Annotated in this window: 21 protein-coding genes and 1 pseudogene; 15 read left to right on the forward strand and 7 right to left on the reverse strand. The window is 62.1% G+C overall.

The features are described from left to right. The first annotated feature begins 27 nt into the window (after nucleotides 1-27). The 7 genes and pseudogenes from PAN31117_RS01460 (at nucleotide 28) to PAN31117_RS01485 (ending at nucleotide 5,275) form a co-directional block, all read left to right on the forward strand. The gene (locus tag PAN31117_RS01460) at nucleotides 28-507 is read left to right on the forward strand and encodes a DUF2244 domain-containing protein (RefSeq protein ID WP_150664138.1); all 480 of its coding nucleotides are present in this window, start codon (nucleotides 28-30) and stop codon (nucleotides 505-507) included. Nucleotides 508-550: 43 nt separating this feature from the next. Beyond that, nucleotides 551-1,768, forward strand: a pseudogene (gene coxB / locus PAN31117_RS01465) (cytochrome c oxidase subunit II); the annotation flags it as partial. Between the two features lie 46 nt (nucleotides 1,769-1,814). After that, a complete protein-coding gene (ctaD, locus tag PAN31117_RS01470) occupies nucleotides 1,815-3,407 on the forward strand; it encodes a cytochrome c oxidase subunit I (RefSeq protein WP_039395417.1) in 1,593 nt (530 codons plus the stop codon). Nucleotides 3,408-3,409: 2 nt separating this feature from the next. Beyond that, complete coding sequence (locus tag PAN31117_RS27330; RefSeq protein WP_211279338.1) at nucleotides 3,410-3,529, forward strand: cytochrome oxidase small assembly protein; 120 nt, start codon at nucleotides 3,410-3,412, stop codon at nucleotides 3,527-3,529. After that, nucleotides 3,529-4,161 carry a cytochrome c oxidase assembly protein gene (locus PAN31117_RS01475; RefSeq protein WP_150736624.1) on the forward strand — a complete coding sequence of 211 codons (633 nt, stop codon included), beginning with the start codon at nucleotides 3,529-3,531 and terminating at the stop codon, nucleotides 4,159-4,161. Before PAN31117_RS27330 ends, PAN31117_RS01475 begins: the two co-directional genes overlap by 1 nt. After that, nucleotides 4,154-4,375 (forward strand): DUF2970 domain-containing protein, encoded by a 222-nt coding sequence (locus PAN31117_RS01480; RefSeq protein WP_046290644.1) that lies wholly within the window; start codon nucleotides 4,154-4,156, stop codon nucleotides 4,373-4,375. Before PAN31117_RS01475 ends, PAN31117_RS01480 begins: the two co-directional genes overlap by 8 nt. 39 nt (nucleotides 4,376-4,414) lie before the next feature. Further along, complete coding sequence (locus tag PAN31117_RS01485; RefSeq protein ID WP_046290645.1) at nucleotides 4,415-5,275, forward strand: cytochrome c oxidase subunit 3; 861 nt, start codon at nucleotides 4,415-4,417, stop codon at nucleotides 5,273-5,275. 203 nt (nucleotides 5,276-5,478) lie between these two features. On the opposite strand, the gene PAN31117_RS01490 is transcribed toward PAN31117_RS01485, so the two are convergent. Then, complete coding sequence (locus PAN31117_RS01490) at nucleotides 5,479-5,682, reverse strand: twin transmembrane helix small protein (RefSeq protein ID WP_039395424.1); 204 nt, start codon at nucleotides 5,680-5,682, stop codon at nucleotides 5,479-5,481. Between the two features lie 144 nt (nucleotides 5,683-5,826). Between PAN31117_RS01490 and PAN31117_RS01495 the strand changes: the two genes are divergently transcribed. From PAN31117_RS01495 to PAN31117_RS01515, 5 genes are all read left to right on the forward strand, one after another. Continuing rightward, nucleotides 5,827-6,552 carry an SURF1 family protein gene (locus PAN31117_RS01495; RefSeq protein WP_150736915.1) on the forward strand — a complete coding sequence of 242 codons (726 nt, stop codon included), beginning with the start codon at nucleotides 5,827-5,829 and terminating at the stop codon, nucleotides 6,550-6,552. 18 nt (nucleotides 6,553-6,570) lie between these two features. Continuing rightward, nucleotides 6,571-7,203: an SCO family protein gene (locus tag PAN31117_RS01500; protein ID WP_150736625.1), complete on the forward strand. Its 633-nt coding sequence runs from the start codon at nucleotides 6,571-6,573 to the stop codon at nucleotides 7,201-7,203. A gap of 94 nt (nucleotides 7,204-7,297) precedes the next feature. Then, nucleotides 7,298-8,488, forward strand: coding sequence for a COX15/CtaA family protein (locus tag PAN31117_RS01505; protein ID WP_150736626.1), 1,191 nt, complete (start codon nucleotides 7,298-7,300; stop codon nucleotides 8,486-8,488). A 19-nt stretch (nucleotides 8,489-8,507) separates the two neighbouring features. Further along, a complete protein-coding gene (cyoE, locus tag PAN31117_RS01510) occupies nucleotides 8,508-9,413 on the forward strand; it encodes a heme o synthase (RefSeq protein ID WP_150661057.1) in 906 nt (301 codons plus the stop codon). A 125-nt stretch (nucleotides 9,414-9,538) separates the two neighbouring features. Then, complete coding sequence (locus tag PAN31117_RS01515) at nucleotides 9,539-10,144, forward strand: SCO family protein (protein ID WP_150575368.1); 606 nt, start codon at nucleotides 9,539-9,541, stop codon at nucleotides 10,142-10,144. Between the two features lie 114 nt (nucleotides 10,145-10,258). On the opposite strand, the gene cydX is transcribed toward PAN31117_RS01515, so the two are convergent. The 5 genes from cydX to rpoH form a co-directional block, all read right to left on the reverse strand. Beyond that, entirely contained in the window at nucleotides 10,259-10,375 is a 117-nt protein-coding gene (cydX, locus tag PAN31117_RS01520) for a cytochrome bd-I oxidase subunit CydX (protein WP_042114280.1), read from the reverse strand. A gap of 15 nt (nucleotides 10,376-10,390) precedes the next feature. Continuing rightward, entirely contained in the window at nucleotides 10,391-11,527 is a 1,137-nt protein-coding gene (cydB, locus tag PAN31117_RS01525) for a cytochrome d ubiquinol oxidase subunit II (RefSeq protein ID WP_150736916.1), read from the reverse strand. Nucleotides 11,528-11,553: 26 nt separating this feature from the next. Then, nucleotides 11,554-13,158, reverse strand: coding sequence for a cytochrome ubiquinol oxidase subunit I (locus PAN31117_RS01530; protein WP_150736627.1), 1,605 nt, complete (start codon nucleotides 13,156-13,158; stop codon nucleotides 11,554-11,556). Beyond that, nucleotides 13,148-13,450, reverse strand: coding sequence for a cytochrome oxidase putative small subunit CydP (cydP, locus tag PAN31117_RS01535; RefSeq protein WP_150664146.1), 303 nt, complete (start codon nucleotides 13,448-13,450; stop codon nucleotides 13,148-13,150). The genes PAN31117_RS01530 and cydP overlap by 11 nt, the downstream gene beginning before the upstream one ends. Nucleotides 13,451-13,897: 447 nt before the next feature. Next, complete coding sequence (rpoH, locus tag PAN31117_RS01540; RefSeq protein ID WP_150664147.1) at nucleotides 13,898-14,836, reverse strand: RNA polymerase sigma factor RpoH; 939 nt, start codon at nucleotides 14,834-14,836, stop codon at nucleotides 13,898-13,900. Nucleotides 14,837-15,059: 223 nt separating this feature from the next. Between rpoH and PAN31117_RS01545 the strand changes: the two genes are divergently transcribed. Further along, nucleotides 15,060-15,449 carry a nuclear transport factor 2 family protein gene (locus PAN31117_RS01545; RefSeq protein ID WP_039395446.1) on the forward strand — a complete coding sequence of 130 codons (390 nt, stop codon included), beginning with the start codon at nucleotides 15,060-15,062 and terminating at the stop codon, nucleotides 15,447-15,449. Between the two features lie 151 nt (nucleotides 15,450-15,600). On the opposite strand, the gene ybiB is transcribed toward PAN31117_RS01545, so the two are convergent. Then, nucleotides 15,601-16,626, reverse strand: coding sequence for a DNA-binding protein YbiB (gene ybiB / locus PAN31117_RS01550; RefSeq protein ID WP_370855709.1), 1,026 nt, complete (start codon nucleotides 16,624-16,626; stop codon nucleotides 15,601-15,603). Nucleotides 16,627-16,758: 132 nt separating this feature from the next. Here ybiB and maiA point away from each other — a divergent pair, with 132 nt between their 5' ends. Then, nucleotides 16,759-17,412 (forward strand): maleylacetoacetate isomerase, encoded by a 654-nt coding sequence (maiA, locus tag PAN31117_RS01555; protein WP_150736629.1) that lies wholly within the window; start codon nucleotides 16,759-16,761, stop codon nucleotides 17,410-17,412. An 8-nt stretch (nucleotides 17,413-17,420) separates the two neighbouring features. Continuing rightward, nucleotides 17,421-18,047: a LysE/ArgO family amino acid transporter gene (locus tag PAN31117_RS01560; RefSeq protein ID WP_150736630.1), complete on the forward strand. Its 627-nt coding sequence runs from the start codon at nucleotides 17,421-17,423 to the stop codon at nucleotides 18,045-18,047. The last annotated feature ends 62 nt before the right edge of the window (nucleotides 18,048-18,109 follow it).

Consider the following 18,109-nt stretch of genomic DNA (forward strand, 5'->3'; position numbering starts at 1 on the left):
ACCCAAAATGCCCCACGGGTGACGGCGATGCTCGCAGCCTCTTCTTCCGAGACCGGAAACGGTTCGGCGATGAAGGAATGGACGCATAAGCGCAACTGCGCGATATCGCCGCGCCAGTTTGTCCTGTTCTACCTGTCGTTGGCCGCCGTCTCACTGGGTGTTGCCTTGATTGCGGCGTGGCGCGGTGGGTGGTTGGTCTTGCCGTTCACAGGCCTGGACTTGCTCGTGGTGGGCGTTGCGTTCGTCATTCATGCCCGGCATGCCACAGATTACGAGGTCATTCGGTTGTCGCCCGTGAGCCTTGTGGTCGAGCAACGTTCAGCACAGAGGTTGACGCAGTTCGAGTTCAATCCCCGCTGGGTACGCATCGACATCGAGAAGCCGCCGCGAATGCGCATCGTCTTGCGCTCGGGTAGTCGCTCGGTCACTGTCGGTGCCTATCTTGCGCCGCATCGCCGCGAAACGTTTGCGCGCGAGCTGCGCCGTTGTCTTGCCCAACAGGCCTGAGAGAGATGGAGACGATCTCGGGCGACCGCCAGGGAGGATTTGGATGGTAATTTTGGGTAAGGAAGCTATGAAAAAAACGAAACACGCCTTGGCGGCTTTCCTTGCGGGCGCCTCACTGCTCGCCGGTGCTCCGGCTATCGCGGCGGGCGTCACAGACATGCCGGGGGGGCCGGCCGTCAACGAGCTCAACTTCCAGCCGCCGGTCACGAAACTCGCGCAAGAGCTTCACAGCCTGCACACCATGATGCTGATCATCTGTCTGGTGATCTTCATCGCTGTGTTCGGCGTGATGTTCTACTCGATCATCAAGCACCGCAAATCCAAGGGCCATCAGCCTGCGAATTTCCATGAAAGCACCACGGTCGAGGTGATCTGGACGGTCGTGCCGTTCATCATTGTGATTCTGATGGCGTTGCCCGCGACAAAGACCGTCGTGGCCATGAAGGACACCACCAACGCCGATATCACCATCAAGGTGACCGGCTATCAGTGGAAGTGGGGCTACGACTACCTGAAAGGCGAAGGCGAGGGCATCAAGTTCCTCTCGACGCTCACCACGCCGCGCAGCCAGATCGACGGCACGGCGCCGAAGAGCAACACGTACTTGCAGGAAGTCGACAACCCGATGGTCGTGCCGGTCAATAAGAAGGTGCGTCTGATCACCACGGCCAACGATGTCATCCACTCGTTCTACGTGCCTGCGTTCGGTATCAAGCAGGACGCCATTCCGGGCTTCGTGCGCGACACGTGGTTCAAGGCGGAGAAGGTTGGCGAGTACCGTGGCTTCTGTACCGAGCTGTGCGGTAAGGAGCACGCGTTCATGCCGGTCGTGGTGAAGGTGGTCTCGGAAGACGATTACAACAAGTGGGTCGACACGCAGAAGAAGCAGATGGCGGCCTCGGCGGACGATCCGAACAAGACCTACACCGTGCAGGAACTGATGGAGCGCGGCCAGAAGGTCTACGCCTCGAATTGCGCGGTGTGCCACCAGCCGAACGGCAAGGGCGGCGGTGCATTCCCGGCGCTTGATGGCGGCAAGATCGTGACGGGCCCGGTGGCCGATCACATCAGCATCGTGCTGCATGGCAAGAATGCGATGCCGAACTGGTCGCATCTGAACGATGTGGAGCTTGCGGCCGTCATCACGTTCGAGCGCAACTCGTGGAGCAACAAGACCGGCGACGTGATTCAGCCGGCACAGGTGCGCGAAGCACGCGGTAACAAGTCGGCGAATGCCGCCGGTGCCGCCGCCGACGCAGCGAAGAACAGTTAAGTCGTTCGACCAGTTCGAAGCAAGGAGATTGGGTATGAGTTCCATCGCTCACGATCACGTGGCGGGTCACGACGATCACGCGCACGACCATCCGCACGGATGGCGTCGCTGGCTATTCGCGACGAATCACAAGGACATCGGCACGTTGTACATGATCTTCTCGTTCGTCATGCTGCTCTCAGGCGGCGTGATGGCGTTGATGATCCGTGCGGAATTGTTCGAACCGGGCCTGCAGTTCATTCGTCCGGAGTTCTTCAATCAGCTCACCACCATGCACGGGCTGGTGATGATTTTCGGCGCGATCATGCCGGCGTTCGTGGGATTCGCGAACTGGATGATCCCGCTGCAAATCGGTGCGTCGGACATGGCGTTCGCACGCATGAACAACTTCAGCTTCTGGCTGCTGCCGGTGGGCGGTCTGCTCCTGATTTCGTCGTTCCTCGTGCCGGGCGGTGCGACCGCAGCAGGCTGGACGATGTACGCACCGCTGTCGGTGCAGATGGGGCCGGGCCAGGATCTGGCGATCTTCGGGGCGCACATTCTGGGCGCGTCGTCGATCATGGGCGCGATCAACATCATCGTCACCATTCTGAACATGCGCGCACCGGGCATGACGCTGATGAAGATGCCGATGTTCGTGTGGACGTGGCTCATCACCGCCTACCTGCTCATCGCCGTGATGCCGGTGCTCGCCGGCGCGATCACGATGCTGCTCACGGACCGTCACTTCGGTACGTCTTTCTTCAACGCAGCGGGCGGCGGCGACCCGGTCATGTATCAGCACATCTTCTGGTTCTTCGGACACCCGGAGGTGTACATCATGATCTTGCCGGCGTTCGGGATCGTGTCGCAGGTGATTCCGGCGTTCTCGCGCAAGCCGCTGTTCGGCTATAGCTCGATGGTGTACGCCACGGCGTCGATCGCGATTCTGTCGTTCATGGTGTGGGCGCACCACATGTTCGTGACGGGCATGCCGGTCACCGGCCAGCTGTTCTTCATGTACGCGACGATGCTGATCTCCGTGCCCACGGGCGTGAAGGTCTTCAACTGGGTCGCCACGATGTGGAAGGGCTCGCTCACGTTCGAGACGCCGATGCTGTTCTCCGTCGGCTTCCTCTTCGTGTTCACGATGGGCGGCTTCACGGGCCTGATTCTCTCGCTGGCCCCGCTCGACATTCAGATGCACGGTACTTATTACGTGGTGGCGCACTTCCACTACGTGTTAGTGGCCGGCTCGCTCTTCGCGCTATTCGCCGGGTTCTATTACTGGGTGCCGAAGTGGACGGGCCATATGTACAACGAGTGGCGCGGCAAGTTCCACTTCTGGGGCTCGCTCATCACGTTCAACGTGACGTTCTTCCCGATGCACTTCCTGGGTCTGGCGGGCATGCCGCGACGTTATGCCGATTACCCGGCGCAGTTCACGGACTTCAACCAGATCGCCACCATCGGCGCGTTCGGCTTCGGCCTGATGCAGGTGTACTTCCTGTTCTGGGTTGCGATTCCGACGTGGCGTGGCGGTAAAGCGGCCGAAGCCAAGCCGTGGGACGGTGCGCAAGGGCTGGAGTGGACCGTGCCGAGCCCGGCGCCGTTCCACACGTTCGAGACGCCGCCGAAGGTGCATTGAACATGGCACTCAGTCCTGAACAGCGGGCGAGAAACCTACGCACCGGGCTGATTCTAGGCTCGGTGGTGCTGGTGTTCTTCATCGGCGTGATGATCAAGACCAAATTGTTAGGCGGTATCTGATGGCTGGCATGCGACGCCTCAACGTGCGCACCTTCAGCAAGCTCTTGCTGCTGGTCGCGGTGATGTTCGGATTCGGGTACGCGATGGTGCCGTTTTACCGCGCGTTCTGCGATCTCGTGGGCATCAACCAGTTGGGAGATCGCACCACCGAGATCAGCGCGCGCAATTCGCAGGTCGACGAGAGCCGCACGATCACCGTTGAGTTCGACGCCAATGCGCAGGGACCGCTGCGCTTCAAACCGGCGAAGAGCAGCTTGACGGTGCATCCGGGGGAGATCGCGACCATCGAATATGAAGTGGCGAATCAGCAACCGCATGAAGTCCGCGCGCAGGCGATTCCGAGCTACGCGCCCGCCCAGGCGGCGAGCTACTTCAAGAAGATCGAGTGTTTCTGCTTTACGCAGCAAACGCTCAGGGCCGGAGAGGCCAAAGAGTTTCCGGTGGTATTCGTGGTCGACACGAAGCTGCCTAAAGATGTGAATACGATCACGCTGTCCTATACTTTTTTCGATCTCGGCAAGAACGACGCCAATCAACGTGCGGACGCCCCGACGGGTTCCCATGTTGGAGTGGTGAACGCAGGAACAAGGGCTGCAGATTCGATAGGGGGAGGCAAGGACGGCAATGGATGACCTGAAGGAGGCGACCCGGCGCAAGCTGTCTTTCTTCCAGACCATCGGTGCGGTGTTCTGGTCGTTTTTCGGTGTGCGCAAGGGGCGTGATCACGACCGCGACATGGCACAGCTTAACCCTGTGCATCTGATCGCGGCGGGGTTGATCGGGGGCATTCTGTTCGTTGTGGCGCTGGTGTTTCTGGCGAAGCTCGCCATCCGGCTCGCGACGTGATTGGTACAGACAAAGAGAACCAAGCCTGGAGAGATAAGAATGAGTGGTCAACACCAAACGGCGCCGTACTACTTCGTGCCGGCCCCCTCGCGTCACCCGGTGAGCTGCAGTGTCGGCCTGCTGGTGGTGCTCGGCTCGGCCGCTGCGTGGGTCAACGGACTATCGTGGGCCCCGTGGACGGCGCTGGCTGGCCTGCTGTGGGTGCTGTGGGTGCTACGCAGCTGGTTCGGCGACTCGATCGCCGAGTCCGAGGGCGGTCTGTACAGCAAGCGCATCGACGTGTCCTATCGCTGGGGCATGAGCTGGTTCATCTTCTCCGAAGTGATGTTCTTCGCGGCATTCTTCGGCGCGCTGTTCTACGCACGTACGCTGGCCATGCCGTGGCTCGGCGACCTCGATAACAAGCTGCTGTGGCCCGACTTCAGCGCCGTGTGGCCGAACACCGGCCCGGCAGGCGTGGTCGATGCGTTCGAGACGATGGGCCCGTGGCCGATCCCGACGCTCAACACCGCACTGCTGTTGACCTCCGGCGTCACGCTCACGATCTCGCACCACGCGCTGCGTGCAAACCACCGTGGCAGCGCGATCTTCTGGTTGTTCGCCACCGTCGTGCTCGGTTTCGTGTTCCTCGGCTTCCAGGCGTACGAATACCACCACGCTTACACCGAACTGAACCTCAAGCTGACCTCGGGCGTGTACGGTTCGACCTTCTTCCTGCTCACGGGCTTCCACGGTTTCCACGTGATGCTGGGCGCGATCATGCTCTCCGTCATGCTGGTGCGCCTGATGAAGGGCCACTTCACGCCGGATCATCACTTCGGTTTCGAAGGCGCCGCGTGGTACTGGCACTTTGTGGACGTGGTGTGGCTGGGGCTGTACGTCGTGGTCTACTGGCTCTGACGTCGGCATCGAAACACACTTCAGGGGCGCCGCCGGATTCCGGCGGCGTTTCCATTTGATGCGGCCTTATGTCGCACAGTTGGCGGGATACCGGTGGTGACGGCATTGCGCCACCGCCGTGAATGTCGGCAGACGTTATTCGGCGTAAAGCAGCGTGGCAGAGAGGGGGTGCGGCGATTTGCCGCAGGAGACTGGCGCGGGACTCAGTATCGTATGCCCGTGCTGTGAATCCAGCCCATCCAGTTGGCGAACAGGATGAGCAGGAACAGCGTCACCGACAGGCCGACGCGCACCATCAGCGATTGCACGGTGCGGTTCGATCGGCCCTTGTCCCGCATCATGAAAAACAATGCGGACGCCAGACTGCCGAGAATCAGGACGAAGGCGATGGCAACGATGATGCGCATGATCTGTCCGATGACGGGAATTCGTCATTATCGGGCAACGCACACGCGCTGGCACGCTGCAATGCAGTGTGGACAGCCAACGCTGTGCAACATCAGGCGGCAGCCGGACAAGGAACGTACGTGTTGAAAACTCTCTTGCGCGGCATGCGGCCTGTGCCCGCCGTGCTGATACTGCTGGGCGTGATGCTCACCGCCGCACTCGGCGTGTGGCAGTACCAGCGTGCGCAGATGCGTCTGGCGCGTCAGGCGCAGATCGAGCAGGCCGAGCGCGCGCCGGTCATCGCGCTCGGTGCGCGGGCCTATTCGCTGGACGACGTGAGCCATCGGCGCGTGCGCGTCACGGGTCGATTCCTGCGTAATCGCGTGGTGTATCTCGATAACCGTCCGCGTAACGAACTGCCCGGCTTCTATGTGGTGATGGCGCTGCAAGTGGCGCCCGATCACGTGGTGCTCGTCAATCGCGGATGGCTGCCGCGCGACCTGCGCGACCGCGCGTCGATCATGCCGTATGCCACACCGGCGGGCGATATCACGGTGGAAGGCCTTGCCATGCCCGACCCGTCGCGCGCCTTCGAACTGGGGCACGGGGGCTCGGCGGCGGGGCTGTCGATTCGTCAGAACCTCGACGTGACGGAATATGCGCGTGAGGCGTCGCTGCCGCTGCAACCGTTCGTCATCATGCAGACAAACGACACGGGTGATCACCTGCTGCGCGACTGGCCGCAACCGGCGAGCGGCGCGGATCGCAACTATGGTTATATGGCGCAGTGGTTCGGCATGTCGCTGATTCTGGCGCTGCTGGGACTGCGCCTGGCGTATCGACGCGGCCGTCGCATGGCGACAGCGACCAACAAATTCACGCGGGCATAAGACGCGCATAAGGCCAACATGAGTGCAAATGTGAGTACGGATCGGAGTGGAAGTCCTGCCGTCGACCCGGTGCAACGACGCCGCGCGAGGCGTATGCTCGTGCTGCTCTTCGTGGTGTGCGCCGCGCCAGCGGTGGCGGCGTATCTGATGTATTTCGTTTTCAAGCCGCAGGGCGGCACATCCGCCTACGGCAAGCTGATCGAGCCGCAGCGTCCGTTGCCGACGCTCGTTGTGCACGACGACGAGACGGGCGAGGACCTGCCGTTGTCGTCGCTCAAGGGCAAATGGCTCATGATCAGCGCCGACACGGCCACATGCGACGAGAATTGCGTCAGCAAGCTCTTCTATATGCGGCAGATCCGCGTCCTGCAGGGCAACGAGCGCACGAGAGTGGAAACGCTGTGGCTGGTGACAGACGCCTCGAAGGTGTCGCAACAGATCGACGACGCTTACCCTGATACGCGCCGCCTGCGTGCCGATCCGGTCGCGCTCGCCTCGTGGCTGCCGACGCAGGAGGGCACCGGCCTGCGCGATCATATCTATCTGGTCGACCCGCTGGGCAACCTGATGATGGCGTTCCCGAAGAACGCCGATCCGGGCAAGATCAAAAGCGATCTGTCGCGACTGCTGAAGTGGTCGGGGACGGGTTGATGGGACGAGGGAACGTCCCTCTCACGATGAATGAAACGAATGGCCCCGGGGCGCACGTGCGCCCCCGACTTGTTGAAGAACTGACGTAAAACCGATGCTTTACCTTCTGGAACTGGGCTTCATCGGCCTGTGTATCGCGGTGCTGCCGCTCGGCTGGGTACTGCTGCGCCGCGACGCGAACAAGTACCGCAAACTGGCCTGGGTGACGACCTTTCTCACGCTCGACCTGATCATGTTCGGCGGCTTCACGCGTCTGACGGATTCGGGTCTCGGATGCCCCGACTGGCCGGGGTGCTACGGCACGTCGTCGCCGTTCGCCGCCCATGCCGACATCCATGCGGCGCAGTTGATGCTGCCCAGCGGCCCGGTGACCTTCGTCAAGGCGTGGATCGAGATGATCCACCGGTATTTCGCGATGGCCGTGGGCGTGCTCATCATCACCCTGATGGTGATGGCGTGGGTCAAGCGCCGCGAGCTGAAGCAATCGCCGTGGCTGGCCACGTGGCTGCTGGTGCTCGTGTGCGTGCAGGGGGCGTTCGGGGCGTGGACCGTCACGATGAAGCTGCAGCCGGTGATCGTCTCCATTCATTTGATGTTGGCGCTCACTTTGCTAGGGTCGCTGGCATGGCTGGCATGTCGGCAGATGCCGTTGGCTAGCGTTGCGGCCGATGCCGGGGCCTTGCGCTGGCGGTGGGCGGCGCTGATCGGGCTGGCGTTGCTCGTCTTCCAGATTGCCCTTGGCGGATGGGTAAGCACCAACTACGCTGTATTGGCATGCACTGACTTCCCGACGTGCCAGGGGCAGTGGATTCCGTCGATGGACTTGCATAACGGATTCAAGCTATGGCGAGAACTGGGCAAGACGGCGGGTGGCGAGGTGATTCCGATGGATGCGCTCGTGGCGATCCATTGGGTGCACCGGACGTTTGCCGTGGTCGTGGTGCTGTATCTGGCGTGGCTGGCGAGTCGGCTGCGACGTCATGCCGCGCTCAGAAAGCTCTCGATTCTGGTATTTCTACTGGTGCTCGTGCAATTTGCGACCGGATTGTCGAACATCGTTTTCCAATGGCCGCTGCTCAATGCCATTGCCCACAACGGCGGCGCGGCGGTCCTGCTGCTTTTGCTTGTCATGTTAAACTACCGCATTCGCGCCGCCCGCTTAGTCGCAGCGGCGCCCATTGCGGCCAGCCTGATAGATCAGGCAGACGTCCCGGCCCGCCAGAAGCCTTTCTCCGCAGCGGAGCCGGCTGCCGCACCGCTCGGCGCCCCGTCTGGCCCGGCGTAGCGCATTGCCTTCAGAGTGTATGAAAAGCACGACCCTTCCCCATCCGCCGGCTAGCCGTATCGCGCAATATTGGGCGCTGACCAAGCCCCGCGTGACGCAGCTCGCCGTCTTCTGTGCCGTGATCGGCATGTTCCTGTCCACGCGCGGCATGGTGCCGTGGCAGGTGCTGATCGGCGGCACCATCGGCATCTGGCTGCTCGCCGGATCGGCCTTTGCCGTGAACTGCCTGATTGAGCAACGCGTCGACGCCCTCATGCGTCGCACCGCGTGGCGTCCGTCGGCACGCGGCGAGATCGCACCGTGGCAGATCATCGTCTTCTCGACGATTCTGGGTGCCGCTGGCATGGTGGTGCTCTACACGTTCACGAATCCCCTGACGATGTGGCTGACGCTCGGCACGTTCGTCGGCTACGCGCTTATTTACACCATTATCCTCAAGCCCTCGACGCCGCAGAACATCGTGATCGGCGGCGCGGCAGGTGCGATGCCCCCGGCACTCGGCTGGGCCGCTGCGACCGGCGCGGTGCCAGCCGATGCGTGGATTCTGGTGCTGATCATCTTCGTCTGGACGCCGCCGCACTTCTGGGCGCTCGCGCTTTACCGCCGTCAGGACTACGTGAATTCGGGGCTGCCGATGCTGCCGATCACGCATGGCGAGAAGTACACGCGTTTGCAGATTCTGTTGTACAGCGTCGTGCTGTTTGCGGTGTCGCTGCTGCCGTTCGCGCATCGCATGAGCGGCTATCTGTATCTCGTCTCGGCGGTCGTGCTCTCGGGCATCTTCCTCGGTTACGCGGTCAAGCTATGGCGCAAGTATTCCGATGAGCTCTCGCGCTCGATGTTCCGCTATTCGATCGTCTACCTCTCGCTGCTGTTCGCGGCGTTGCTGGTCGATCATTACGTGCAGATCTACCTGCTGGGCTGAACTTCCGGGGCATTTGCCCATCACAGGCTGAGTCACGACGACAGGCGCGTTACGGTATTCTTCGCCGGCGCGCCTGTTGTGTTTTCCGAAGGCGTTTTTTCCATACGTTCTGGGGTCATTCGTTCATGAATCTTGCTGTCATCTGGTTGCGCCGTGCGATGTTGCTGATGGGGCTGACGGTGCTTCTCGCCGCCTGCGGTAAGGAAGGGCCGACGTTCACGAGCCTCGATATCACCGGCAACAAGGAATTCGCCAAGGACTTCTCGTTGCAGGATCCGCAGGGCAAGACGCGCACGCTCGCCGATTACAAAGGTAAGGCCGTGGTGATGTTCTTCGGCTACACGCATTGCCCGGACGTCTGCCCGACCACGATGGCGGAACTCAATCAGGTGATGCAGAAGCTCGGTGCGGACGACGCTCAGCGCGTTCAGGTGCTGTTCGTGACGGTCGATCCGCAGCGCGATTCGGCCGAACTGATGGGCCAGTACGTACCGGCGTTCAATCCCGCTTTCGTGGGGCTGCGGCCTGCGGATGACGCCGCGCTCAAGGAAGTGACCAAGTCGTTCCGCGTCGTGGTCAACAAGGTGGAAGGGTCGACGCCCAACAACTACACCATCGATCACACGGCCGGGATTTACGTCTTCGATCCGAACGGGCAACTGCGTCTGTTCATGCGTCCGGACGAGCCGGTCGATGCGATGGCCAAGGACCTGAAGACGTTGCTGAGCTAAGACGCCGATCCGTCGCAGGATCTCATCGCATAAAAAAATCGCGCCCCTGGAGGCGCGATTTTCGTTTCTACGTTCACTACGACGCCGACCTGTGAGGGCTCAGCGTCGTCAGGCTCAACTGCCTTCCTGACTGCGACGTTCGAGGTCGTCGTGCGCTTCGAACCACATCACGTTGATGATGCCGAACGCGAGCGCGAGGCCAAGGCCGAGAATCCAAGAGAAGTACCACATGTCGCGACTCCTTGATCAGTACATCGTGTGCGGGTTGTCGTTGACCGCGTCGATCGTCACGCGGCCACGGATCACGCGGTACACCCATCCGGTGTAGAGCAAAATGATGGGCAGGAAGACGATCACGGCGATCAGCATGATTTGCAGCGTGAGCTGGCTCGACGTAGCGTCCCACACCGTGAGGCTGCTGCCCGGCGCAGTGGCCGACGGCATGACGAACGGGAACATCGAGAAACCGGCGGTGAGGATGATGCCTGCGATCATCAGGCCTGTGACGACGAACGTCCACGCATACGCGCGGCTCGTGGCGAGCAGGGCAGCCAGCAACGCGCACAGACAGGCGACGACCGGCGCCGCAATCATCCACGGGTAGGTGTGATAGTTCGTGAGCCACAAGCCCGGGCCGGTGGTGACCTGCTTCATCAGCGGATTGGCCGGGGAGTCGGTCGCGCCCATCTGCGTGATGGCGAAGCCGTCGACGTGCGTGGCGACCAGCACTCCGGCCACGAGGAACAGCAGCAGCGTACCCAGTGCGGTTAGACGCATGATGCGTCCGGCGCGCTCGGCCACGAGCGGATCGGCCTTCATGCGAAGGTGCGCCGCACCGTGCGTGACCAGCATCAGCAGGCTCACCAGTCCGCACAGCAGCGCGAACGGGTTGAGCAGGGCCCAGAACGACCCGGTGTAGGTCGAGCGCAGCGTGTTGTCGAACGAGAACGGCAGGCCGAGCAGCAGGTTGCCGAAGGCCACGCCGAACACCAGCGACGGCACGGTGCTGCCCACGAACAGTGCCCAGTCCCAAGAGTTACGCCAGCGTGCACTCGGCAGCTTGTTGCGGTAGTCGAAGCCGACCGGTCGCAGGAACAGCGCGAAGAGCACGAGCAGCAGCGCCCAGTACAGGCCCGAGAAAGCGGCGGCATAGACGAGCGGCCACGCAGCGAACATCGCACCGCCTGCCGTCACGAACCAGACTTGATTGCCTTCCCAGGTGGGGGCGACGGTGTTGATGATGACGCGTCGTTCCGCGTCGGTCTTGCCGAGGAAGGGCAGCAGCGTGCCGGTGCCCATGTCGAAGCCGTCGAAGAAGGCGAAGCCGATCAGCAGAACGCCGACGAGCACCCACCAGATCAGCTTGAGTACGGTGTAATCGATCATCATGATGTGTGTCCCCCTGACGATCAGACCGAAGTTGCCGGACGGTCGCTCGCAATCGCGGCCCCGCTCGACCCTTCCGTCTCGAAGTGATAGCGGCCAGTGTGCAGCGACGACGGGCCGAGCTTGACGTACTTCACCATCAGGAACATCTCAATGATGAGCAGCGCGGTGTAGAAGATGATGAAGCCCGCGAGGCTCATGTACAGATCGGTGGCAGACAGCGACGACGTGGAGAGGTGCGTCGGCAGAATGCCGGCGATGGTCCACGGCTGACGTCCCATTTCGGCGACGATCCAGCCGAACTCGGCGGCGAGCCACGGCAGCGGAATCGCCCACACGCACCAGCGCAGGAACCACGCCGAGCGCGGCTTGAGCAGACGGCGTCGTGCGCACAGCCAGAACGCCCACAGGAACGTGAAGAGGAACAGGAAGCCGAGGCCGACCATGATGCGGAACGACCAGAACACGGGCGCCACTGGCGGGATCGTGTCGTTGGCCGCCATCAGAATCTGCTCCGGCGTGGCGTCGACGACGTTCGGCGTGTACTTCTTGAGCAACAGGCCGTAGCCGAGGTCGTCCTTGTACTTGTCGAACTCGGCGCGCACCGCTGGCGACGTATCGCCGCCACGCAGCTTTTCGAGCGCTGCGAAGGCGATCATGCCGCGCTTGATGTTGTCCTTATGCTCGTCGCGCAATTGCGTGAGGCCGATGACCGGCGTGTCGACGGAGCGCGTAGCGATCAGACCCATCGCCCAGGGAATCTTCACCGCATAGTCGGTGCGTTGTTCCTTCTGATTCGGGAAGCCGAACAGCGTGAACGATGCGGGCGGCTTGGCCGTCTCCCATTCCGCTTCGATGGCCGCGAGCTTCACCTTCTGCACTTCACCCGTGGTGTAGCCCGATTCGTCGCCCAGCACGATGACGGACAGCGTGGATGCCAGACCGAAGCCCGCGGCGACCGCGAACGAGCGCAGCGCGAACGGCACGTCGCGACGCTTGAGAAGGTACCACGCGGAGATGCCGAGCACGAACATGGCGGCGGTCACGTAACCGGCCGAGAGCGTGTGCACGAACTTCACCTGAGCGACCGGGTTGAACACCACTTCCCAGATGCTGCTCAGCTCCATGCGCATGGTTTCGTAGTTGAAGTGCGCTCCGATCGGATTGTTCATCCAGCCGTTGGCCACGAGAATCCACAACGCCGAGAGGTTCGAGCCGAGTGCCACCGCGAAGGTGGTGGCGAGGTGGCCGATGCGCGAGAGCTTGTTCCATCCGAAGAAGAACAGGCCCACGAACGTGGCTTCGAGGAAGAAGGCCATCAACCCCTCGATTGCGAGCGGCACACCGAAGATGTCGCCGACGTAATGCGAGTAGTAGGCCCAGTTGGTGCCGAACTGGAATTCGAGCGTGAGACCCGTGGTCACACCCATCGCGAAGTTGATCAGGAAGAGCTTGCCCCAGAACTGGGTCATGTCCTTGTAGATCTGCTTGCCGGTCATCACATAGACCGATTCCATGATGACGAGCAGCCACGACAGGCCCAGTGTGAGCGGGACGAACAGAAAGTGATACAGCGCCGTTATGGCGAACTGCAAGCGCGAGAGGTCGACGACTTCGCTACTGATCATGGCGGACACCTTGATTTTTGGTGGGGGACTGCGCTTCGACGGCCTGCGGCCCGATCAGGGCGCGGGCCACGACGTCCGGCGGCAATTGCATGTGCTTGGCCATTGGAGCGTCGAAGAACGCGTGCTTCAGGATGAACAGGAGTACTACCTTGATCGCGAGAACGATCAGGATTTCGAGGGCAAAACGGGAAGGGCGGGTGCGCCAGCGCCGGATCGTCCAGGCGACGATACCCGTGGCTGCCGGTGAGGCCGTGGCGTGAGGCTTCAGACTGCTAGGAGAGTGGGTGTCCATCCGTGACGGCTCCTGGCGTCGAAAGTCGTGTTGTTGGGAACAGCGTCGACTTTCGGCGCATTTTGCCTTATCGCTTGAAAATGTCAAACCGCAGCGCACGGGGGCGGATGACACGCAGGTGACGCTGGCTCGATGCGGATCTGCCATTGCGAGCAACGGCGGATGAGAAGCAGATTCGACACAAGGGTCCGGCGCGGCGAACGGCCCCCGGGCCGTCCTTCGCACGCAGCATGGCTACGTACGAGCCGATTCTATCGACTGGATCAGTAGCAGACCTTGCGATGCATCAAGTCGCGATCAGATGGCGGATGAACTTTCGAAGTCCAATAAAAAAGCCCCGCGAACCTCTCGGGGCTTCACGGGGCTTGGCTGCCGACGATGTTCCGTCGACTTGGATGGCAGTGTCGTGTGGCAATTTGTCGCTGCCTTCGACACTCGATCCCAGTATTACGCGTAGGCCTGCAACGCGCCTTTCATCTTCTTCATCGCGGCCACTTCGATCTGACGGATACGCTCGGCGGAGACGCCGAATTCGTCTGCCAGTTCGTGCAGCGTGGCACCACCGCTGCCGTCGTCGGCGACCGACAGCCAGCGCGCTTCGATGATGCGGCGGCTACGCGGGTCGAGACGACCAAGCGCCGTTTGCAGACCGTCGCTCTGCAGATGGTCACGCTCGCGTGCGGCGATCACGGCGGTCGGCTCCTGGTGGGAGTCGGCCAGATAGGCGATGGGGGCGAAGCTCGCGCTTTCGCCGTCGTCGCTGTGACCTTCGAGGGCGATATCGCCGCCCGACATGCGGGTTTCCATCTCGATGACGTCTTCACGCTTGACGTTCAGATCGCGTGCGACCTGATCGATCTCTTCCGGCGTGAAGGCCTGCAAGCCTTGCTTCTGGCTACGCAGATTGAAGAACAGCTTGCGCTGGGCCTTGGTCGTGGCGACCTTGACCGTGCGCCAGTTCTTCAGCACGTATTCGTGAATCTCGGCCTTGATCCAGTGCATGGCGTACGAGACGAGCCGGACACCCTGCGTGGGATCGAACCGTTTGACGGCCTTCATCAGGCCGATATTGCCTTCCTGAATCAGGTCGGCGTGCGGCAGACCGTAACCGAGGTAATTGCGCGCGATCGAGACCACCAGACGCAGGTGCGAAAGCACGAGCTGGCGGGCGGCTTCGAGATCGTCGTTTTCACGCAGACGCTTGGCGAGCGACTGCTCTTCCTCGGCGGTGAGCAGGGGAATGCGATGGACAGCCTGAATGTAGCTGTCGATATTGCCCAGACTGCCCGGCAGCATCAGCGCCGACGGGGCAAGTGCAAGGGCACGCGAATTCGGCGCCGTGCCGGTGGCCGGCGTCGTCGGATGCTTGGTGGCGGCAGTACTCAAGTGGTGGACTCCTGGTTAGCCTCTGGGAAAGCATTTTAGCACTCTCTTTCGATGAGTGCTAAAGACGTTAGAACCCTTACCGGACGGGAAGTTTCCGGCTTCTTGGGGTTTTCCAGCACCCCCCGTCAAACGGGAGAAGTCACTGGCGCAAACGTGACTCGGATGGTGTAAATTGCAACCCAAGCCACGAGCGTAAAGTGATGGCGAAGGATGGGAGGTCAGCATGGCGGGAAAGCACATTGACGCGGTACGACAACTCGAATCGGCCCGCTTCGAAGCGATGATCGAAGGTGATGTCGATGAGCTGGAAAAGCTCCTCGCGGACGATCTGTTCTACGTGCATTCGAATGGCAAACGCGAGACCAAGCGCGAATTTCTCGACGCGATCAGCTCCGGCCGCCGCCGTTACCTCGACATCGACGTCGACCCGAAAGCGCAGGAACTCCGCCAGTTCGGCGACACGGTGGTCGTCACCGGCAAGCTCAAGGTCGAACTGGAAACCGCGACCGGTTCGCTCGCGTCGCAAATGACCTACACGGCAGTGCACAAGCTGCTGGCCGAAGCCTGGCTTGTCATCTCCTGGCAGGCAACCCGCATGGCGTCGGCCGACTGACCCGCCCGGTACTCTCCGGGCGTCCTCTCCAAAACAGAAGATTGGATGTGTTTCGGGACGAAATGTTCCGAAAATATCGTATTTTTCGATGGCTTTTCGACTTTGTGACGAAATTCGCGCGAGTTATCCGACGTTGCGCGCGTATTTCGTTTCAATGCGTCGATGACGCGTTTAGCCCGATGGCCTGACGGATCACTTCGACCTGACGGGCGATGGGGGCTGGCACCGGAATCTCTCCGGCGAGTACCGCTGCAGTCCATCGTGCGGTGGCGGGGGCGTCGGCGGCAGGTAGCGATGGCGGAGCGCCGGTGGCACCGTCTTCCGCCTCCTGCCACGACCGGTATGTCCCATCCGAAAATCCATCGATCGCCGCCTGACGGCGGGCGTCCGCAACCGGTTCGCCTTCCGTGCCGCGTGCGAGCAGCACGCCCGGGGCGGCGCTATTGGTCGCGTCGGCAAACATTTCGCTCAGCGTCTCCCGATACTCCGGATGCGTGTAGTTCACGAGCCGCAGCGCTGGTCCGGCAAACGGCTGCAAAAGCTTGACGATGGTGTGCCCGGAATTTCGCACGCCGAGCGCCGCACGCATCTCCAGGAGTCGTTCCAGCGCAGGCGACAGCGCCGCAATCGGCAGATAGGCGACGCGGCGAGTGCGCAGGGCCTCCTCCGCCTCGGCGGCCGATCGGCTCGCGGGATGACCGAGTTCCGCGAAGATCGCCTGCGTGCCGACGCGATTCGCGCCGCTGTGATGTTGTCCGTGCACCAGCACCGGGATGCCGTCGCGCGCGAGCAGCAGCGCCAGCAACGGTGTGAGGTTCGGCTGTTTGCGCGCGCCGTTGTAACTCGGTAGCAGCACCGGTGGCGGGGCGTCGGCCGGTGCGACGAGCGGGGTGAATGTGGCATGCGCGGCGTCGAGCATGGCGCGCAGTTCGACGGGCGTCTCGCCCTTGATGCGGTACGCGATCAGCACACCGCCCAGCTCGGCGGGCGAGACCCGTTCGGCGAGGATGGCGTCGAACAGCGTGCGGGTTTCGTCCGCGCTCAGCGCGCGTGCACCTTTCGCACCACGGGCGATGATCTTGAGCAGCGGGGCGCAGGCAAAGGGGGCGGCAGAGGTCATGACGCAGTGATCTGTGGAATGCGGCTTCTGGTTCGTGGGCGAGTCGTTATCCATCATACGCAATCAGGTGTCATCGGGGCCAGCGCTTGCAGTACCATCTCGTGTTCGGGCGCGCTTGCGGGCCCCTTGGATCCTCACGATCCCTGGTCGCCGCGTCGCCCCCCAATTTCCGCTTTCGAGGTCAGCCCCATGTCCACGCTCACGCTGTACAGCTATTTCCGCAGTTCCGCGGCCTATCGGGTGCGTATCGCCCTGAACCTCAAGGGACTCGACTACGACATCGTGCCGGTACATCTGGTGCGCGACGGTGGCGAACATCTCAAACCAGCCTACCGTGCGCTCAATGTCAATGCTCTGGTGCCGACGTTCGTCGACGGCGACGTCAACATTCATCAGTCGCTTGCCATCATCGAGTATCTGGAAGACGTGCATCCCACGCCCGCGCTGCTGCCGTCCGACCCGGCTGCGCGCGCGCAGGTCCGAGCACTGGCGCTGGACATTGCGGCCGACATTCACCCGATCGACAACCTGCGCGTGCTGCGTTTCCTCAAGCACGACATGGGCGTGACGGAAGAGCAGAAGAACGCGTGGTACGTGCACTGGATCGTGGAAGGGTTCAAGGCACTTGAAGCGCGTCTCGCGGCACAGACGTCGCCGGGCAAGTTCATCGTTGGCGATACGCCGACGCTGGCGGATTGCTGCCTCGTGCCGCAGATCTACAACGCCAATCGCTTCAAGGTCGACATGACGCCATTCCCGCGCATCTCCGCCATCCACGCGCATTGCCAGACGCTCGAAGCCTTCCAGCGCGCTGCACCCGAAGCGCAACCCGACGCCGAGTAAGTCCCTAGATGATCGATCCGGCTTTCTGGCGGGGCATGGCGCTTGGCGCCAGTCTCATCATGGCAATTGGCGCGCAGAATGCGTTCGTCTTGCGTCAGGGGATTTTGCGACGTCACGTGGGCATCGTCGTGACGGTCTGCGCGATTTGCGACATGGCGCTGATCGCGGCGGGTGTGGCGGGTATGGGCGGCCTGATTGCCGCCTATCCGCGTTTCATCACGATCGTGACATGGGGGGGCGCGGCGTTCCTGTTCCTCTACGGCTTGCGGGCGTGGCGCGCGGCATTTCGCGGTGCGGGGGCGTTGCAGGCGGACGGCAGTCGCGCGGCGACGCAAGAAATGTCGTGGCAACGCGCCATCGGCCTTGTGCTGATGCTCTCGCTGCTCAACCCGCACGTTTATCTCGACACGGTGATCCTGCTCGGTGGCATCGGCGCACGCGAGCCGTCGCCGGGGAACATGTGGTTCGCGGGCGGCGCGATGATCGCGTCCATCCTGTGGTTCACGGCGCTCGGTTACGGCGCACGTCTGCTCGCACCGCTCTTTTCGCGTGCCCGCGCGTGGCAGATTCTCGACGGCGTGGTCGGCCTCATGATGTGGGGGCTTTGCGCAGGACTCGTCGCGCAGCAGATGTAACGTCGTCACGCAGACGAAAAGCAAAGAAAAGCAAACGGCCCGCCACCTAAGTGTGCGGGCCG

The sequence above is a fragment of the Pandoraea anapnoica genome (assembly GCF_902459765.1).
In the GTDB taxonomy this organism is placed as follows: domain Bacteria; phylum Pseudomonadota; class Gammaproteobacteria; order Burkholderiales; family Burkholderiaceae; genus Pandoraea; species Pandoraea anapnoica.

Coding starts and splice junctions, on each gene's coding strand:
- PAN31117_RS01485 (WP_046290645.1), top strand. CDS start 4,415: ATGAGTGGTCAACACCAAACGGCGCCGTACTACTTCGTGCCGGCCCCC.
- PAN31117_RS01560 (WP_150736630.1), top strand. CDS start 17,421: ATGATCGATCCGGCTTTCTGGCGGGGCATGGCGCTTGGCGCCAGTCTC.
- PAN31117_RS01490 (WP_039395424.1), bottom strand. CDS start 5,682: ATGCGCATCATCGTTGCCATCGCCTTCGTCCTGATTCTCGGCAGTCTG.
- ctaD (WP_039395417.1), top strand. CDS start 1,815: ATGAGTTCCATCGCTCACGATCACGTGGCGGGTCACGACGATCACGCG.
- PAN31117_RS01500 (WP_150736625.1), top strand. CDS start 6,571: ATGAGTGCAAATGTGAGTACGGATCGGAGTGGAAGTCCTGCCGTCGAC.
- cydP (WP_150664146.1), bottom strand. CDS start 13,450: ATGGACACCCACTCTCCTAGCAGTCTGAAGCCTCACGCCACGGCCTCA.
- PAN31117_RS01480 (WP_046290644.1), top strand. CDS start 4,154: ATGGATGACCTGAAGGAGGCGACCCGGCGCAAGCTGTCTTTCTTCCAG.
- PAN31117_RS01545 (WP_039395446.1), top strand. CDS start 15,060: ATGGCGGGAAAGCACATTGACGCGGTACGACAACTCGAATCGGCCCGC.
- maiA (WP_150736629.1), top strand. CDS start 16,759: ATGTCCACGCTCACGCTGTACAGCTATTTCCGCAGTTCCGCGGCCTAT.
- PAN31117_RS01475 (WP_150736624.1), top strand. CDS start 3,529: ATGGCTGGCATGCGACGCCTCAACGTGCGCACCTTCAGCAAGCTCTTG.
- cydX (WP_042114280.1), bottom strand. CDS start 10,375: ATGTGGTACTTCTCTTGGATTCTCGGCCTTGGCCTCGCGCTCGCGTTC.
- PAN31117_RS01460 (WP_150664138.1), top strand. CDS start 28: ATGCTCGCAGCCTCTTCTTCCGAGACCGGAAACGGTTCGGCGATGAAG.
- PAN31117_RS01495 (WP_150736915.1), top strand. CDS start 5,827: ATGCGGCCTGTGCCCGCCGTGCTGATACTGCTGGGCGTGATGCTCACC.
- PAN31117_RS01505 (WP_150736626.1), top strand. CDS start 7,298: ATGCTTTACCTTCTGGAACTGGGCTTCATCGGCCTGTGTATCGCGGTG.
- PAN31117_RS27330 (WP_211279338.1), top strand. CDS start 3,410: ATGGCACTCAGTCCTGAACAGCGGGCGAGAAACCTACGCACCGGGCTG.
- PAN31117_RS01530 (WP_150736627.1), bottom strand. CDS start 13,158: ATGATCAGTAGCGAAGTCGTCGACCTCTCGCGCTTGCAGTTCGCCATA.
- ybiB (WP_370855709.1), bottom strand. CDS start 16,626: ATGATGGATAACGACTCGCCCACGAACCAGAAGCCGCATTCCACAGAT.
- cyoE (WP_150661057.1), top strand. CDS start 8,508: ATGAAAAGCACGACCCTTCCCCATCCGCCGGCTAGCCGTATCGCGCAA.
- PAN31117_RS01515 (WP_150575368.1), top strand. CDS start 9,539: ATGAATCTTGCTGTCATCTGGTTGCGCCGTGCGATGTTGCTGATGGGG.